The organism is Mesorhizobium sp. M1227 (assembly GCF_040318315.1).
In the GTDB taxonomy this organism is placed as follows: Bacteria; Pseudomonadota; Alphaproteobacteria; order Rhizobiales; family Rhizobiaceae; genus Mesorhizobium.
In genome coordinates this window covers 509,824-527,020 of sequence record NZ_JAMYLZ010000001.1, presented here as the reverse complement: position 1 = coordinate 527,020, position 17,197 = coordinate 509,824, and the positions used below count along the sequence as shown (strand labels likewise).

Sequence of the window (17,197 nt, the reverse complement as noted above, 5' to 3'; positions counted from 1 at the left end):
GCGCATGACGCAGTTGACAGGCGGCCGTTCCGGGTGCGACCCGGATCGGCGCTCTTGCGGCGGCGCCGGACAATCGCCACCTGGCGAGACGTCCTAGATTTGGATGAGGAATCGGGCTGTTATGAAGAACGGGGTCGTCATTGTCGGTGCGGGTCATGCGGGCGTGCAAGCGGCCGCCAGCCTGCGCGAAGAAGGCTATGACGGCCCGGTGATCCTGGTCGGCGACGAAAACGAATCGCCCTACCACAAGCCGCCGCTGTCGAAGACCTTCATCAAGGATCAGCAAGCAAAGCCGCAGCCGTTGCGCGGCGAGGCTTTTTATACCGGCAGCGCCATCGACTTCCGGCCAGGCATCCGGGTCGAGCGGATCGACGTAGGCGGCCGCAGGCTGGAGATATCGGGCGGCGGTGTGTTGCCGTTTGACCGGCTGATCCTCGCCACCGGCGCGCGGCCGCGCCTGCTGCCGCTGCCGGGTTCGGAGCTTTCCGGCGTTGTGTCGCTGCGCTCGCTCGGCGATGCCCGCCTGATCCGCGAATTGAGCGCGCAAAGCGAGGAGGTCGTCATCCTCGGCGGCGGCTTCATCGGCCTGGAGATTGCCGCGACGCTCACCGCGGCAGGCCGCAAGGTTACGGTGGTCGAGGCGGTCGACCGGCTGCTCGGCCGCGCCGTGGCACCGGTCATCGCCGGCCATGTGCGCCAGCGGCTGGAGGCCACCGGTGTGCGCATCCTTACCGGCACCACCATCGAACGGCTGGAGGACGAGAACGGCCGTGTTTCGGCTGCAATCACCTCATCCGGCGAGACATTGCCGGCGCAGATGGTCGTCATCGGTATCGGGGTCGTGCCGAATGTCGAATTGGCCGAAGCCGCCGGCATTGCCATCGCCAACGGCATCCGCGTCGACCAGCAGATGCGCACGTCGGTGCCGGAAATCCTCGCCATCGGCGACGCGGCGTCTTACCGGCACTGGTTCACCGGCGGCGACGTGCGGCTGGAATCGGTGCAGAACGCCACTGACCAGGCGCGGCTCGCCGCGCGCACCATCGTCGGCCACACCGACAATTACTCGGCGGTGCCGTGGTTCTGGTCCGATATCGGTGACATGAAGCTGCAGATGGTCGGCCTGATTGCGGGTGGCGACAGCCATGTCGTGCTGGGCGACGTGGCCGAGAACAAATTCTCCATCTACCACTATGCCGGAAGCCGGCTGCTCGGCATCGAATCGGTCAACCGGCCGGGCGACCACATGCTTGGCCGCAAGATGCTCGGCGCCGGCTTTTCGCCGTCGCCGCAGATCGTCGCGACCGGGCCCGACGGGCTGAAGGCCGCGCTCGCCGCCTTCCAGCAGGCAGAGCCGGCCCGCGCGGCAGGATAAGATCAAACCCAATCACCCTGAATGACCGAGTTCGACCGGGAGCTGACCTTCAAAACATATAGCGAAGTAAAGGAAACAGCGGTATTTTGACCAATTGAAATTCGTCGGGGGGTGCTCATGGCTCTATATGTCATTGGCGCAGGCATGGGTCGCACTGGCACATATTCGCTGAAGCTCGCCTTGGAGCATCTTGGGTTCGGGCCGTGTCATCACATGGCAGATGTCCACGCCAATCCCGAGCAGAAGGCGCTGTGGCGCGCCGCCGGACAGGGACAACTCCCGACCTGGGATGCGGCATATGCCGGCTATCTTTCCGCGGTCGATTGGCCAACGGCGCATTTTTGGCGCGAAGTGAGTGACCACTACCCTCATGCAAAGGTTATCCTGACAGTTCGTGACCCCGAAGCCTGGTATGACAGCATGGCGCAAACAATAGGGCTCACGATGGATGCTGCTACCAATGATCCACAGTCCTTTGGTGTGGCGGTGGTTGGAAACAGTGTCTTTGGCGGTCGATTTGATAACCGTGATCACGCAATCGCTGTCTATGAAGCACATAACGCTTCCGTGAAATCAACGCTGCCACCTGAACGCCTTCTTACTTATCAGGCCTCCGAAGGGTGGGAGCCGCTTTGTGCCTTTCTCGGTGTACAGTTGCCTTCCGAACCGTTTCCACGCACCAATTCGACTGCCGAATTTCGTGCTCGCATAGGGCGTTGAACGGCGGCTTGCCACCTATCTCGGCCTTCGCCGCAGTTGAATCTAGGCGATATCCTCGCCGCTCAGGCGGCGCGGGCCTCGCGGATCGAACTTTCCAGAATGTCGAGCGCCTCGTTCATGACGCCATCCTGGATGGTGATCGGCGCGAGGAAGCGGATGACGTTGCCGTAGACGCCGCAGGTCAGCAGGATCAGGCCCTTGTCGAGCGCCTTCAGCCGGACCGCATTGGCGAGTTCCGGAGACGGCAGGCCCTTCGCCACATCGTTGAACTCGACCGCGTTCATGAAGCCGGGGCCTCTGATATCGACGATCTCCGGGGCTTCGTCGCGGATCGATTGCAGGCGCTGCTTCAGACGGTTGCCCAGCGTGTTGGCCCGGTCGCAGAGCTTCTCCTCGTCGATGACGTCGAGCACGGCATGCGCCGCGGCGACGCCGATCGGGCTGCCGCCATAGGTGCCGCCGAGTCCGCCGGGGTTCGGCGCATCCATGACCTCGGCACGCCCGGTGACCGCTGCCAAGGGGAAGCCGCCGGCCAGGCTCTTGGCCATGGTGGTGATGTCGGCCGCCACTTCGTGGTGGTCCATGGCGAACATCTTGCCGGTGCGGGCAAAGCCGGTCTGCACCTCGTCGGCGATCAGCAGCATGCCATGCTGATCGCAGATCTTGCGCAATGCGGTCATGAAATCGCGCGGCGCCTCGTAGAAGCCGCCCTCGCCCTGCACCGGCTCGACGATGATGGCGGCAACGCGGGCCGGATCGACGTCGGCCTTGAACAGCCGGTCGAGCGCAGCCAGCGAATCGGCGACCGACACGCCGTGCAGTGCAACCGGGAACGGCGCATGGAAGACATCCGCCGGCATGGCGCCGAAGCCGACCTTGTAGGGCACAACCTTGCCGGTCAGCGCCATGCCCATGAAGGTGCGGCCGTGAAAGCCGCCGGAAAAAGCGATGACCGCCGGCCGGCCGGTGGCGTTGCGCGCGATCTTGATCGCGTTCTCGACCGCCTCGGCGCCGGTGGTGACGAAGATCGTCTTCTTGTCGAACTTGCCGGGCAGCATGCCATTCAGCCGTTCGGCCAGCCTGATATAGCTCTCATAGGGCACGACCTGATAGCAGGTGTGGGTGAAGCGGTCGAGCTGCGCCTTGACCGCTTCGATCACCCTGGGGTGACGGTGGCCGGTGTTGACGACGGCGATGCCGGACGAAAAATCGATATAGCGGCGGCCTTCCACATCCCAGATCTCCGAGTTTTCGGCGCGATCGGCATAGATCTGAGTGGTCATGCCGACGCCGCGCGAAATCGACTGGCTCTTGCGTTCGGAAATGGCTGAATTTGTCATCGTATCCCTCACCGGGCCGGCGCCCGCTCTCGTTGATGGCTGTTGAGACTCTTCTGGGCTTATTTCAGGTTTTCCTCAAGTTGGCACTGGCGGCGGGCGATTGGGCCTGCCCGTCCGGCGGGCGACCTGACACAAAGTTGCCAAGTCCCGTTCCTTCGCGCCCCCCTCTGTCCTGCCGGACATCTCCCCCACAAGGAGGGAGATTGGCAGCTTCGTCGGCAGCGTTCCTTCTATAACGTTGGCGATTGGCGAAATCAGTGGTGACAGCCAATCTCCCCACCCGTGGGGGAGATGGCCGGCAGGCCAGAGGGGGGCGCGAAAGAACACGACGCGGGGAATTGAAAGCAAGCCTACTCACGCCGTCCGCACGAACCCCTCGCTGGCCCTCAGCAAATTGCGCGTATAATCCTTGGTGACACGGCGTTCGACAAGATCGTCCGCGGTCAGATTCTCCATCGCCTCGCCGTTCTGCATCACCATCAGCCGTTCGCACATGTGGGTGATGATGGCTAGGTCGTGGCTGACCATCAGGAAGGTCAGCTTGCGGCGGCGCCTGATCTCTTCCAGCAGGTTCAGCACCTCCGCCTGCACCGAAGCGTCGAGCGCCGAGGTCGGCTCGTCGAGCAGCAGGATCGACGGTTCCAGAATCAGGGCGCGGGCGATCGCCACGCGCTGGCGTTGACCGCCGGACAATTGATGCGAATAGCGAAAGCGGAACCCGGTGCCGAGGCCGACCTCGTCGAGTGCCCGCTGGATGCGCTTTTCGCCGTCGGTGAAGCCGTGAATGGCGAGCGGCTCCTGCAGCAGGCGGTCGACGGTCTGGCGCGGGTGCAGCGAACCGTACGGGTCCTGGAAGACCATCTGCACCTCGCGGTAGAACGCCTTGTCGCGGCGCGCGCCGAGCGTTTTGCCGTTGACCGCGATGGTGCCCGAAGCGGCCGGCGCCAGGCCGGCGATTGCCCTGAGCAACGTCGACTTGCCGGAGCCGGACTCGCCGACCAGACCGAAGGATTCACCGGATTCGACCTCGAGGCTGACGCCTTTCAACGCGCGGAAGCGGTCGAAGAGCACCTCCAGCCTGTCGACGGAAAGGGCTGCCGTCATGCTGCCCACTCCGGCTTGCGGTCGAGCACCGGCAGCGGGTGACGGTCGGCGCCGATCTTGGGCATGCAGTTGAGCAGGCCGCGCGTATAGGGATGCTGGGCGCGGCCGAGCTCCGAGGCTTTGAGCTGTTCGACCACCTTGCCGGCATACATGACGATGACACGATCGCAGAAGGACGAGACCAGGCGCAGATCGTGCGAGATGAAGATCAGCCCCATGCCGCGCTCGCTGACCAGCCGGTCGAGGATGCCGAGCACGTCGAGCTGGACAGTGACGTCGAGTGCCGAGGTCGGCTCGTCGGCGATCATCATTTCCGGCCCGGCGATCAGCATCATGGCGATCATGGCGCGCTGGCCCATGCCGCCGGAAACCTCGTGCGGATGCAGGTCGAAGACACGGGCCGGATCGCGGATCTGCACCGCCTCCAGCATGGCCAGCGCGCGGTCGCGGGCTTCGGCCTTGGAGACCTTCTCATGCGTGCGCAGCGTCTCGACGATCTGGCGGCCGATGCTCATCACCGGGTCGAGCGAATATTTCGGATCCTGCAGGATCATGGCGATACGCTTGCCGCGCAGCGCGCGGCGCTCGCGCGGCGAGGCGGCCAGCAGGTCGATGCCGTCAAAAGCGAGCGTCTTCGCGGTCACCTCGGCCTGCGGCGGGGTGACGCCCATGATGGCGCGGCCGGTCTGCGACTTGCCCGAACCGCTCTCGCCGACGATGCCGAGCCGCTCGCGGCCGAGCGAGAAGGAAACGCCGCGCACCGCCTCGATCAGGCCGGTGCGCGTCGGGAAGGTAACGCGCAGGTCGTCGACTTCGAGAAGCGTGCTCATTGGTCGCCACTCATTGGTCACCGCTTCGGGGATCGAGCGCGTCGCGCAGGCCGTCGCCGAGCAGGTTGAAGCCGAGGCTGACGATGAGGATGGCAAAGCCCGGCGCGCCCGCCACCCACCACTGATCGAGCACGAAGCGGCGGCCCGACGCGATCATCGCGCCCCATTCGGGCAGCGGCGGCTGCGCGCCGAGGCCGAGGAAGCCGAGGCCGGCCGCGGTCAGGATGATGCCGGCCATGTCGAGCGTCACCCTGATGATCAGCGAGGAGATGCAGAGCGGCATGATGTGGCGAAGCACGATGCGAAACGGCGAGGCGCCCATCAATTGCACCGCCTTGATGTAATCGGAATTGCGCACCGTCAGCGTTTCGGCGCGGGCAATGCGGGCATAGGGCGGCCACGAGGTGATGGCGATGGCAAGCACGGCATTTTCGATGCCGGGGCCGAGCGCCGCGACAAAGGCCAGCGCCAGGATCAGCTTCGGAAAGGCGAGAAAGATGTCGGTGATGCGCATCAGGATCGCATCGGTCCAGCCGCCGGCGTAACCGGCGACGGTGCCGACCAGCAAGCCGATGGGCGCGGCGATAATGGCAACCAGAATGACGACGTAGAGTGTCCAGCGCGAGCCGAAGATGATGCGCGAATAGATATCGCGGCCGAGATCGTCGGTGCCGAACCAGTGCGCCGCACTGGGCGCCAGGAGCCGCGAGCCCTTGAGGTCGCCGAATGTCGGCGAATAGGGCGCCAGCACATCGGCGAATGCCGCGACCACCAGCAGGGCGACGATGATGAGCAGGCCGGCAAACGCCAGCCGGTTGGCGGAAAAGCGCCGCCACGCCACATAGGCGCGGCCGAGCCTCGCCTGGACGCGCGACGCCGGCCGCTCGCTGAGCAGCCAGTCGCGGCGAGTTTGAATCGCTTCCGTGCTCATCCTGCCTTGGTCCTCATCCTGCCTTGGTCCTTGGGTCGAGCAGCCGGTAGAGCAGGTCGGAGAATAGATTGATGGCGATGAAGACCGAGCCAATGATGATCGTGCCGCCAAGCACGGCATTCATGTCGGCGTTCTGCAGCGAGTTGGTGATGTAGAGGCCGATGCCCGGCCACGAAAACACTGTCTCGGTCAGCACCGAGCCTTCGAGCAGCCCGGCATAGGACAGAGCGATCACCGTGACCATCGGCACCGCGGCGTTGCGCAGCGCGTGACCCCAGATGACGCGCGTTTCCGACAGGCCCTTGGCGCGCGCTGCGACGATGTATTCCTGGGTGAGTTCGTTCAGCATGAACGAGCGCGTCATGCGGCTGATGTAGGCGAGCGAGAAATAGCCGAGCAGCGAGGCCGGCAGGATGATGTGGCGGAAGGCATCGGCAAATACGTCCCACTGCCGCTGCCAGAGCGCATCCAGCAGGTAAAAGCCGGTAATCGGCGTGAAGGTGTATTCGTAGACGACGTCGAGCCGGCCGGGAAAGGCGACCCATTGCAGCTTGGCGTAGAACAGCACCAGCGCCAGCAGCCCCAGCCAGAAGATCGGCACGGAATAGCCGACAAGGCCGATGATGCGCACGATCTGGTCGATGACGCTGCCGCGCCGCACGGCGGCCAGCACGCCAAGCGGCACGCCGATCACCGAACCGATCAATGTTCCCAATGTCGCCAGTTCGAGCGTCGCCGGAAAGGCGCGGCGGATATCGGTCATCACCGGATTGGTGGTCAGCACCGAGGTGCCGAAATCACCGTTCAGGGCATGTTTGACATAGATGTAGAACTGCTCGACCAGCGGCAGGTCGAGGCCCATCTCGCGGCGCGTTCGCTCGACGACGTTGGCCGGCGCCCGGTCGCCGAGCACCGCCAGCACCGGGTCGATTGGGATCACGCGGCCGATGAAGAAGGTCACCGCGAGCAGACCGAGATAAGTCGTTATCGCGATGACCAGGAACCGGGCGATCGATGAGGTCACGGCAACGGCGCGGGCGCCGCCGCGCCCTGCCGTCACTTCGCTTTCAACTACGCTCATACGGCGCGTCCGCCGGCGTCACTCCCCGGCATCACTCTTTCGAGACGGGGCCGACGAAGTTGGTGTCGAAGCTCGGGCCGAGCGCAAAACCCTTGAGGTTCTTGCGCAGGCCGGCCACTTCCAGCTGCTGGTGGATGATGACGAAGGGGCTGGTATCGAGGATCTTCTTCTCAAGATCCTGGTACATTGCGGCGCGCTTGGCCGCGTCCTTCTCGAGCAGGGCGGCTTCGGTCTGCTTGGTCAGGTCCGGGATGTCCCAGGCGTTCCGCCAGGCCAGCGTCTTGGTCTTGCCTTCATCCGAATTGTCGGGGTTGCTGGCGAAGGTCTGGGCGTTGGAGTTCGGATCGAAATAATCCTGGCCCCACTGGCCGATATAGATGTCGTGGTTGCGGGCGCGGTATTTGGTCAGCGTCTGCTTGCCGTCGCCGGGGATGATCTCCAGCTTGATGCCGGCCTGTCCCAGCGTCTGCTGGATCGATTCCGCCATGCCCGTCGTCGGCTGCCCGGTACGCACGTCCATGGTGACGCTGAAGCCGTCGGCGAGGCCGGCCTTGGCGAGCAGTTCCTTGGCCTTGGCGACGTCGAGCTTGAACGGATTCTCGTCCAGTTCGCCAAGCACGCCCTTGGGCAGGAAGGTCTGATGGATCTCGCCGATGCCCTTGAGGATGGTCGAGCTCAAGGCGTCGTAGTCGACCAGGTATTTGAAGGCCTGGCGAACCTCGGGCTTGGCCAGGTTGGCGTTCTTCTGGTTGAGGCTGATGTAATAGACCGTGCCCTTCGGCGCGCTGGTGGTGGTGAGGTCGGCATTCTTGGCGATGGCATCAAGGTCGTTCGGCTCGAGATTGCGCGCAACGTCGATGTCGCCGGCTTCCAGCGCAAGGCGCTGGCCCGAACTTTCCTTCATGTTGCGATAGATGACGCGGGCAAGCTTGGCCTTGTCGCCGTAATAATTATCGTTGCGCTCAAGGACGACGGCCTCGTTGGCGCGCCATTCGCGCAGTTTGAAGGCACCGGAGCCGGCATAGCCGGTCTTCAGCCAGGCGTTGCCGAAATCATTGTCCCATTTGTAGTCGGCGCTCGGCGTGACCGCGGCGACATGCTCCTTGACCAGCTTGGCGTCGACGACCGAGGCGACCGTCGCCGACAGGCAGTTCAGCACGAAGCTCGGCGCGTAGGCCTTGTCGACGGTGAACTGGAACGTGGTGTCATCAACGGCCTTGGCTTTCTCGGTGACGTTGCCGCCATCGATACCGAACTGGCCGATAATAAAGGCCGGGCTCTTGTCGAGCTTGATGGCGCGCTCGAACGAATAGGCGACGTCCGCCGCTGTGATCGGATTGCCGGAGGCGAATTTGAGGCCGGGCTTGAGCTTGAACGTGTAGGTCAGGCCGTCGTCGGAGACGCTCCAGCTTTCGGCGAGATCGCCCTTGACCTTGGATGTGTCGCTGAGGTCGAGGCGTACCAGAAGATCATAGGTGTTGCCGGTGACCTCTGCGGTCGACAATTCGAATGCTTCGCCCGGATCCATGGTGATGATGTCGTCGATGGCGAAACCCTCGACCAGCGTGTCGGCGGGCGTGACCGCGAAGGCAGGCGCACCGGCCAGAAGCAGCGCGGACATGGCCGCGCCCGCGAGCAAGAAGCGGGAGCGTAGAGCAAACTTTTCCATCATCATTTTAACTGTTCCCTGTTTTTGTTGACCTGAGTTCCCGGCTCAGGGTTGTGGCATTTCTTGCCGCGTCGAACGGTGATCCCCGGACCGTTGTCTTGGCAACTTTTTATGCGGTTCCGGTTCACCATATCCGGCGGTTTCGAGCGCGGCAACGAGCATTTGCAGAACGGTCGATTGGGCCAGACCGGCGGTGCGAAAATCCGGCTATTTCAGCGCGGTAACCAGGTCGGCGTCGGGAAAGCAGGTAGCGGAACGGCCGTTGCTGGCCTGCCATTTGCCGATCGAGCGGCGCGTCTTGAAGCCAGGCAGGCCGTCGGCGCTGCCGACATCGTAGCCCTTGGCTTCCAGCGCCCGCTGCAGGGCGGCGATGTCGGAGCGGTAGAGCCCGCCGACTGCGCCCCAATTGCCCGAGAAATTGCTGTCGCCATGGGCGATGCGATCGGCGCCATGGCCGATGAACAGGGCATAGAGATCGCTGGTGTTATACTGCTTCAGCACATAGAAATTGGGGGTGACGATGAAGGCCGGGCCGCTACGCCCGGCCGGCATCAAAAGAAAGCCCTCGGCTTTCAGTTCGCTCGGCGGGAACGGTTTACCCGACACACGCCTGATGCCCATATCAGCCCATTGGGAAATCTTCTTGCCCTGGTCCGGACCTTCGAGCGAGCACGGGACGCTGTCCGGCACAGTCACCTCGAAGCCCCAGCCGCGGCCCCTGACCCAGCCATAATGGACGAGATAATTGGCGATCGAGGCCAGTATATCGGGCGTCGAATTCCAGATGTCGGTGCGGCCGTCGCCGTCGAAATCGACGGCATGCTTGAGGAACGATGTCGGCATGAACTGCGGCTGGCCAAGCGCGCCTGCCCAAGACGATTTCATCGCGCCGACCGGGGCAAGCCCGCGCTCGACGATCTCGAGCGCAGCCAAGAGCTCGGTGCGGAAGAATTCCTTCTTGGTCGACATGAACGCCTTGGTGCCCAGCACCTCGAAGGCGTCATAAGGCATCTTCGCCGCGCCGAAGCCGCTCTCGCGGCCCCAGATCGCCAGCAGCACTTCGCCAGGCACGCCGTAGCGTTTCTCGATCGCGGCAAGAGTCCTAGCGTTGGTCGCCTCGCGGGTGCGGCCGCCGGCGGTCACCGCTCGGACTATCTTTTCAGCGAAATAGGCGCCCGGCGAACCGAACTCGGCCTGATGCTGCTTCTGCGGCGTCGTCGCCTTCTCGCCCGGCTTCACCAGGTCGGGCAGCTTCAAGTTCGGCTTGACGCCTTCGAAGGCGGCATCGAAGGTTTTCCTGGAGATGCCTTTGGCATTGGCTTCGGGCCAGAGGTCGTTGCCAAGCCAGGCGCGGAACTGGTCGTCGATTTTTGCGGCGGAGGCGGGAGTGGCGAGGAGGAAGGCGAGAAAAAACGCGACGGCCAGCCTGCGAAGTCGGCGTCCTGTCGCGCCCCCCTCTGTCCTGCCGGACATCTCCCCCTCCAGGGGGGAGATTGGCTGTCGCGTCTGTGTTCGCCAATCTTCAACGTCGCAAGCTTGGCGGGGATATCGAGGCTGCCAATCTCCCCCCTCGTGGGGGAGATGTCCGGCAGGACAGAGGGGGGCGCGACAGAATGCAATCATCTCGGAAGCACTCTCCCAGCAACTCGCCTCAAAACACTGTCCGCGACTTCAGCGCGGCGGCCAGCGTGCCTTCGTCGAGATAATCGAGTTCGCCGCCGACCGGAACACCGTGCGCCAGGCGCGTCACCTTGATGTCGAAGCCGGAAAGCTGGTCGGTGAGGTAGTGCGCGGTGGTCTGGCCCTCGACCGTGGCGTTGACGGCGAGGATCACTTCCTTGACTTCGCCGCCGGCGACGCGATCGACCAGCGAACGGATGTTGAGCTCATCAGGACCAATGCCGTCGAGCGGCGACAGCGTACCGCCGAGCACATGGTAGCGCACGTTCATGGCTGTCGCCCGCTCCAGCGCCCAAAGGTCGGCCACGTCCTCGACGACGATGAGCGTAGTGGGGTCGCGGCGGGGGTCGGTGCAGATCATGCATGGATCCGAGGTATCGACATTGCCGCAGGTCGAGCAGATGCGCACCTTGTCGACCGCCTCGCCCATGGCGGCGGCGAGCGGCGCCAGCAGCTGTTCCTTCTTCTTGATGAGGTGGAGCGCGGCACGGCGTGCCGAACGCGGACCGAGCCCCGGCACCTTGGCCAGCAGCTGGATCAGGCGTTCGATCTCGGGACCGGCGATTCGCTTCGACATCGCACCGGTTTAGGATTTTTCCGCGCGCTTTGGAACAGTTGAGCGGCCAGGGGCTCCGCTCTTCCCTTCTCCCCTTGTGGGAGAAGGTGGATTGGCGCGCAGCGCCAAGACGGTTGAGGGGTGTTGGCCGGAGCGCCGTCGATGCCAAGCTGGAGCACCCCTCATCCGACCTCGCTCCGCGAGGCCACCTTCTCCCACAAGGGGAGAAGGGAAGGCCGACGTCGCGGCCAGTGCTGCCGCCTCAGTTTTCTTCCAGTGGCCGGGTCTGGCCGGCGATCATCGCGCCGATGGCGTCGGTGTTCTCGGGCGTCGCCTCGAACGACATTGTCGGCTCTGCCGGCGCGGCCTGGAAGGAGGTGACAGGCCGCTCGCTCGCGGTTCCGCCAAAACGGGCCGCATCCGGCTCCTGCATTGGTTCCTGCAGCGCCACAAGCATCGGCTTCTCCGCCGTCGCCTTCTCCGGGGTCGCCATTCCGGCGGTCACCCTTGTCTGTTTTGCCGGCAGCGATGCGGCGGCGGTAACATGGGTTGCCTTGGCAAATGTCGGCTTGACCTCGCGAGCCGGCTCCGCCGAGGCGACAAGTATGGCCTGAGCGGCAGGCGCTTGCGGCTTGGCCTGGGCCATGGCGACCACCGGTTCGTCCGGCAGCGGCTGCCAGTTGCGGCCGCGCTTTTCATAAAAGGCATTGCCGCCGGCGACCATGGTGTAGTGCATGTTCTTGTAGGGGAAGCGCAGGCCGGCGGTGTGGAAATACATGGTGTTCTTCAGCTTGGCTTTGCGCTCGCCCTTGAGCACCGCCTCGGCGGCTTCCTCGACGTCGGGCATCGCCTTCGAATTCATCGGCCGTGTCATGACGCCCGGCGCGAACTGCCCGCGCTCGCCGACGACCTGGCAGATGGTGTTGCCGTGATTGCCGGACCGCAGCCGGTTCATCACCACGGTGCCGACCGCAATCATGCCGTCACGGCTGGAGCGGTTGGACTCGAAGAACATCGCCCGCTCCAGGCATTCCTTCTCCTTCGGCGTGGAATTGTAGGAGCGCGAGCTCAGGAAACTCGGCGTAATGGCATCGGTCAGGCTGGACATGCCGTGCGAGGCGGTCTGACTGCAAGCGGCCAAAAACAGCGGCGAGATAACGACGCCGAGCCGCAACGGCGTCTTCCATCGGGTAGAGATCAACAGGTGTCCCCTCAATTCTGCTGCCAGCCCGCCCCTGGTTGCGGCAAGAATGAGACACTTTCAGGCAAAAAGATGGCTAAAGCGTTATTAAGTGTGGGGAGTTGCCCAATAGACACAGTTGGCGGGCTTCCGAGAACCGGAGCGGAGCGTATGTTTCGTGAGCACCGGAAGCGCAGGAAGCCGCCGTTTGCAGGCCGGCATCACCTGGATATCAACACACCTTAGAACGGCAGTTTCATTCCCGGCGGGATCGGTAGGCCCGCGGTCAGCGCCCTGGTCTTCTCCTGCATGATCTGCTCGACCTTGGTCCTGGCGTCGTTGTGGGCAGCGAGAAGCAGGTCCTCGAGAATCTCGACCTCGTCTTCCTTGAACAGCGACGGGTCGATCTTCAGCGACTTCATCTCGAATTTGCCGGTCAGCGTCACGCTGACCAGGCCGCCGCCGGCCTGCCCGGTGGCTTCCAGCGTGGCGATCTCATCCTGCATGGCCTGGAACTTGGCCTGCATTTCCTTTGCCTTGCCCATCATGCCGAGAAGGTCTTTCATCGCACGGTCCTTTGCAGCTGGTCCTGGTTGTTCAGGTTTCGTCGTCGTCGGCCGGCGGCTCGACCGGCACTTCGGCCTCGTCGGCTTCCGGCGCGTCGGGAATGCGCACGTCGATGATCTTGGCACCGGGAAAGCGCGCCAGGATGGCGGCGACCGTCGGGTCGCTCTTGGCATCGAGGAAGGCGTTTTCGCGCTTTGTCGATTCCATCTCGGCCAAGGTCTGGCCGCCCTCGTCCTTCGACAGCGACACCAGCCAGTTGCGGCCCGTCCAGGCGCGCAGCTTGGCGGTCAAATCATTGAGCAACATCTTCGGCGCATCGTCGGTCAGGCTGACGTCGATACGACCGGGCTCGATGCGCACCAGGCGCACGCAACGCTTCACCAGCACCTTGAAGGCCATGTCGCGCTGGGCGTCGGCAAGGGCGATAATGTCGGCCAGCGATTTCACCGGCACCGGCGACGCCTCGACCGCCGGCTCCGGCGGAGCAACGAAGTTGGTCGGCACGGGCTCGGCCTCGACCAGGCGCATCGTCTCGACCAGGCGCATTGTCTGGGCGCCGCCATTGGACGTCGGCATCAGCGCCTGCGCCACGGCGCCACCGCTTGCAGGCGCATGGTTTGCCGGGCCGGGGCTTGCCGGCGTGCCATTCACGCGCGGCGCAGCGCCCGGCAGTGTACCGCCGTTCTCCAGCGATTTCAGCGCCTCGTCCAGCGTCGGCAGGTCGGCGGCATGGGCCAGCCGGATCAGCACCATCTCGGCGGCGCTGACCGGGCGGTTGGAGGTCTGCACCTCGGGAATACCTTTTAAGAGCATCTGCCACGTCCGCGACAGCACCTTGACCGACAGCGTGCTGGCGAAATCGGCGCCGCGCCGGCGCTCGTCCTCGGACAGCGAGGCGTCGTCGATGGCAGCCGGCACGAAACGCAGACGGGTGACCAGATGGTTGAACTCGGCAAGGTCGGTCAGCACCGCGGCAGGATCGGCGCCGGTATCGTACTGGGCACGGAATTCGGCAAGTGCGGCGGCGACGTCGCCCTTCATGACATGTTCGAACAGGTCGACGATGCGGGCACGGTCGGCAAGGCCGAGCATGGCACGCACCGCTTCGGCGCTGACCGCGCCGCCGCCATGGGCGATCGCCTGGTCGAGGATCGACTGCGCATCGCGCATCGAGCCTTCGGCCGCGCGCGCGATCATCGCCAGCGCATCGTCTTCGACTTCGATGCCCTCCAGACCGGCTATCCTGGCAAGGTCGGCCTTGATCATTGCCGCATCGATGCGCCTGAGGTCGAAACGCTGGCAGCGCGACAGGACGGTGATCGGCACCTTGCGGATTTCGGTGGTGGCGAAGATGAACTTGACGTGCGGCGGCGGCTCTTCCAGCGTCTTCAGCAGGCCGTTGAAGGCCTGGTTGGAAAGCATGTGCACTTCGTCGATGATGTAGACCTTGTAGCGCGCCGACACCGGGGCGTAGCGCACGCGCTCGATGATGTCCCTGATGTCGTCGATGCCGGTATGCGAGGCGGCGTCCATCTCGATGACGTCGACATGCCGGCCTTCCATGATCGCCTGGCAATGCTCGCCGAGCACGGCAAGGTCGACGGACGGCTGGTCGACGGACGATGTTTTGTAGTTCAGAGCCCGCGCGAGTATGCGCGCGGTCGTCGTCTTGCCGACGCCACGCACACCGGTCAGCATCCAGGCCTGGGCGATGCGGCCGGTGGCAAAGGCATTGGTCAACGTGCGGACCATCGGCTCCTGGCCGATCAGTTCGGAGAAATTCGACGGTCGGTATTTGCGCGCCAACACGCGGTAGGCGGCAGGCTTGTCCAATTTCCCGGCCTCGTTTCCGGCTTCGCTCATTCGCCCGTTAAGCTCCAAGGGCTGCCACTGGAGGCGGCCGATTCCTGCGCATAGTTTCGCCCGCACGGCTTGGCGCCGTCAATGTCGGGGCAAAAGGCGAAGAGGCGGGAGGCTGGAACAATGACCCGTTCCGGGCTCGTTAGGGCTGCTTCCTTCCGGACCTGACCCGGTTGGCGAGTGGACCGTCCACCACCAACCTCCCAGCCTCCATATCGGCAATCCGGCGATGAAATGCAAGTGCGGATGATAGGGGCCTTGAGCGACGGCGAAAGCTGAAACCAAAAACCCGCCTCGGCGGGCGGGTCGTTGGTGCGAATAATCACCATAGCGAGATTAGTAGCATAGCTGCCGGCACAAAGCAAGAACAAAATGTGGCCGCGATCAAAATCGTCGCCTCGGCGGGGCAGCGCCAAGCTGATGCAATTTGCCCGGGCCTCACTTCTTCGCGCACAATCAGCGCCGCGACGGCCAATGTTGCTTGCTGGCCCCTTGCGGCCCTTCGGAAGCCGCTCTAGCGTCGATGGAGTTCAAAAAACGTCAAAAAGTGAGGGAAACGCCGATGCTGCCGGGCCTCAAGGCCGGATTCACGCTTGACGCCCAGCTGGAAGCCGACAGCGAACAGCTGATGTGGCTCGGCCTGTGCGAATTGCGCGTCATGAACGACCGCCGCTGGCCATGGCTGCTGCTGGTGCCGCAGCGGCCGGGCATCGAGGAAATCCACGACATGACGCCGCTGGACCAGGCGATGCTGACCTTCGAGACCAACATGGTGGCGCTGGCGCTGAAGCGGGTGACCGGCTGCACCAAGATCAACACCGGCGCACTCGGCAACATCGTGCGCCAGCTGCATGTACACGTCATTGCGCGCTCGGAAGGCGATCCCGGCTGGCCTGGCCCGGTGTGGGGGCACGGCCTGCGCGAGCCCTATCAGCGCTCCGACCTTCGCAAGTTTGCGGAAAAGATCAAGGCAGCGCTATAAGCCTCTCCCGTGTCCACCTTGAACCTTCCCGAGTCTGCATGAGCTTTCGCCTGTTTGACGCGCCCTTGCGCGAGCCGAGCCAGTTCGTCGGCTTCGCCGGCAACATTATCGACCGGCAGTCCGAAAACCGCGCCGACGATTCCGTCGAAAAGGCACTCGCCGATCCCTCGGCGCGGCTTTTGCTGATGCGTGGCGGCCGGCTCTATCTGAAGCTTGCGCAAGGCGCATTCGACCCCTGGTTCGGCGTGGCCGAATGCCGGCCGCTCGAAGCATCGCTCGAAAACGGCGTCCTGCTCGGTTTTTCCGAAAGCGGCCCGGTGCTGGCGGTGCCGGCCGGGGTCGAGCCCGAGCAGCTTCCCGAGACGATCAAGGCGATCGACTATCGCTCGGTCTATATGCAGGGGCTGATCGACGAAGCGGCCGCCGGCGCGCTGGCGCAAGGGGCGGCGCTGCTCGCCTGGCATGCCAGCCATCGCTTCTGCAGCAAATGCGGCACCGAAGCCGAGATGCGGGCGGGCGGTTACAAGCGGCATTGTCTGGCCTGCGGTACGGAGCACTTTCCGCGCACCGACCCGGTGGCGATCATGCTGACGGCAACACGCGAAAAATGCCTGCTCGGCCGCGGCCGGCATTTCGGGCCCGGCATGTATTCGGCGCTCGCCGGTTTCATCGAGCCGGGCGAGACGATCGAGGCGGCGGTGCGCCGCGAAACGCTGGAGGAAGCCGGCATCAGGCTCGGCCGCGTCGTCTACCACGCCAGCCAGCCCTGGCCGTTCCCCTATTCGCTGATGATCGGCTGCTTCGGCGAACCGCTCAATGACGATATCCAGCCCGACCTCAACGAGCTGGAAGATTGCCGCTGGTTCTTTCGCGACGAGGTGCTCTCGATGCTGGCCCGCGAGCATCCGGGCGGCCTGGTGACGCCGCCGAAAGGCGCGATCGCCTATAACCTGATCCGCGCGTGGGCCGACAGCGCGTGACACGAAGACATCGCAGGAGCAGAAAATGATCCGTCACACCGTCGTGTTCACGCTGAAACACCCGCCGCATTCGCTCGAGGAAAAACGGTTCCTCGCCGACGCCAAGAGGATTCTCACGGCGATAAAGGGCGTCACGCATTTCGAGCAGTTGCGGCAGGTCAGTCCCAAGAACGACTACCGCTTCGGCTTCTCGATGGAGTTCGCCGATCAGCGGGCCTATTCCGGCTACAACGACCATCCCGACCACGTCGCCTTCGTCCGCGACCGCTGGATCCCGGAAGTCGAGGCGTTTATGGAGATCGACTACGTGCCGCTCGGCTGGGGCTGAGACTGGAAAGCGGC

The 17,197-nt window shown here is 64.1% G+C and carries 16 protein-coding genes and 1 other RNA gene; 5 read left to right on the top strand and 12 right to left on the bottom strand.

The features are described 5' to 3' along the window. Positions 1-121 precede the first annotated feature (121 nt). Both NKH28_RS02415 and NKH28_RS02410 read left to right on the top strand, forming a co-directional pair. Complete coding sequence (locus tag NKH28_RS02415) at positions 122-1,375, top strand: NAD(P)/FAD-dependent oxidoreductase (RefSeq protein WP_352977679.1); 1,254 nt, start codon at positions 122-124, stop codon at positions 1,373-1,375. A 117-nt stretch (positions 1,376-1,492) separates the two neighbouring features. Continuing rightward, positions 1,493-2,095, top strand: a complete 603-nt coding sequence (locus tag NKH28_RS02410; protein ID WP_352969677.1) for a sulfotransferase family protein — start codon at positions 1,493-1,495, stop codon at positions 2,093-2,095. 62 nt (positions 2,096-2,157) lie between these two features. Here the strand turns inward: NKH28_RS02410 and NKH28_RS02405 are convergent, their stop codons facing one another. The 12 genes from NKH28_RS02405 to ffs all read right to left on the bottom strand — a co-directional run bounded on the left by NKH28_RS02405 (position 2,158) and on the right by ffs (position 15,097). Further along, positions 2,158-3,435: a 4-aminobutyrate--2-oxoglutarate transaminase gene (locus tag NKH28_RS02405; protein ID WP_352977677.1), complete on the bottom strand. Its 1,278-nt coding sequence runs from the start codon at positions 3,433-3,435 to the stop codon at positions 2,158-2,160. 354 nt (positions 3,436-3,789) lie between these two features. Then, entirely contained in the window at positions 3,790-4,539 is a 750-nt protein-coding gene (locus tag NKH28_RS02400; RefSeq protein ID WP_352977675.1) for an ABC transporter ATP-binding protein, read from the bottom strand. Then, positions 4,536-5,369, bottom strand: a complete 834-nt coding sequence (locus tag NKH28_RS02395; RefSeq protein WP_254816190.1) for an ABC transporter ATP-binding protein — start codon at positions 5,367-5,369, stop codon at positions 4,536-4,538. The genes NKH28_RS02400 and NKH28_RS02395 overlap by 4 nt, the downstream gene beginning before the upstream one ends. Before the next feature lie 10 nt (positions 5,370-5,379). Next, complete coding sequence (gene nikC / locus NKH28_RS02390) at positions 5,380-6,300, bottom strand: nickel transporter permease (RefSeq protein WP_352448584.1); 921 nt, start codon at positions 6,298-6,300, stop codon at positions 5,380-5,382. A 13-nt stretch (positions 6,301-6,313) separates the two neighbouring features. Continuing rightward, positions 6,314-7,381, bottom strand: a complete 1,068-nt coding sequence (locus NKH28_RS02385; protein WP_352969681.1) for an ABC transporter permease — start codon at positions 7,379-7,381, stop codon at positions 6,314-6,316. A 31-nt stretch (positions 7,382-7,412) separates the two neighbouring features. Continuing rightward, positions 7,413-9,056, bottom strand: a complete 1,644-nt coding sequence (locus NKH28_RS02380) for an ABC transporter substrate-binding protein (protein WP_352977674.1) — start codon at positions 9,054-9,056, stop codon at positions 7,413-7,415. 201 nt (positions 9,057-9,257) lie between these two features. Continuing rightward, positions 9,258-10,523: a lytic murein transglycosylase gene (locus NKH28_RS02375; protein ID WP_352977672.1), complete on the bottom strand. Its 1,266-nt coding sequence runs from the start codon at positions 10,521-10,523 to the stop codon at positions 9,258-9,260. A 178-nt stretch (positions 10,524-10,701) separates the two neighbouring features. Further along, the gene (gene recR, locus NKH28_RS02370) at positions 10,702-11,307 is read right to left on the bottom strand and encodes a recombination mediator RecR (protein ID WP_023676872.1); all 606 of its coding nucleotides are present in this window, start codon (positions 11,305-11,307) and stop codon (positions 10,702-10,704) included. 241 nt (positions 11,308-11,548) lie between these two features. Next, positions 11,549-12,487, bottom strand: a complete 939-nt coding sequence (locus tag NKH28_RS02365) for a cell wall hydrolase (protein ID WP_352977670.1) — start codon at positions 12,485-12,487, stop codon at positions 11,549-11,551. Positions 12,488-12,708: 221 nt separating this feature from the next. After that, a complete protein-coding gene (locus NKH28_RS02360; protein WP_023676870.1) occupies positions 12,709-13,032 on the bottom strand; it encodes a YbaB/EbfC family nucleoid-associated protein in 324 nt (107 codons plus the stop codon). Between the two features lie 31 nt (positions 13,033-13,063). Next, positions 13,064-14,896, bottom strand: coding sequence for a DNA polymerase III subunit gamma/tau (locus NKH28_RS02355; RefSeq protein ID WP_352540491.1), 1,833 nt, complete (start codon positions 14,894-14,896; stop codon positions 13,064-13,066). A 104-nt stretch (positions 14,897-15,000) separates the two neighbouring features. Continuing rightward, positions 15,001-15,097: signal recognition particle sRNA small type (ffs, locus tag NKH28_RS02350), an RNA gene on the bottom strand. A 358-nt stretch (positions 15,098-15,455) separates the two neighbouring features. Here ffs and NKH28_RS02345 point away from each other — a divergent pair. From NKH28_RS02345 to NKH28_RS02335, 3 genes are read left to right on the top strand one after another with little or no spacing between them, the layout of a single operon-like run. After that, positions 15,456-15,875 carry an HIT family protein gene (locus NKH28_RS02345; protein WP_023676868.1) on the top strand — a complete coding sequence of 140 codons (420 nt, stop codon included), beginning with the start codon at positions 15,456-15,458 and terminating at the stop codon, positions 15,873-15,875. A gap of 38 nt (positions 15,876-15,913) precedes the next feature. Continuing rightward, positions 15,914-16,855, top strand: coding sequence for an NAD(+) diphosphatase (gene nudC / locus NKH28_RS02340; protein ID WP_352470042.1), 942 nt, complete (start codon positions 15,914-15,916; stop codon positions 16,853-16,855). A gap of 25 nt (positions 16,856-16,880) precedes the next feature. Next, entirely contained in the window at positions 16,881-17,183 is a 303-nt protein-coding gene (locus tag NKH28_RS02335; RefSeq protein WP_023676866.1) for a Dabb family protein, read from the top strand. Positions 17,184-17,197: the final 14 nt, after the last annotated feature.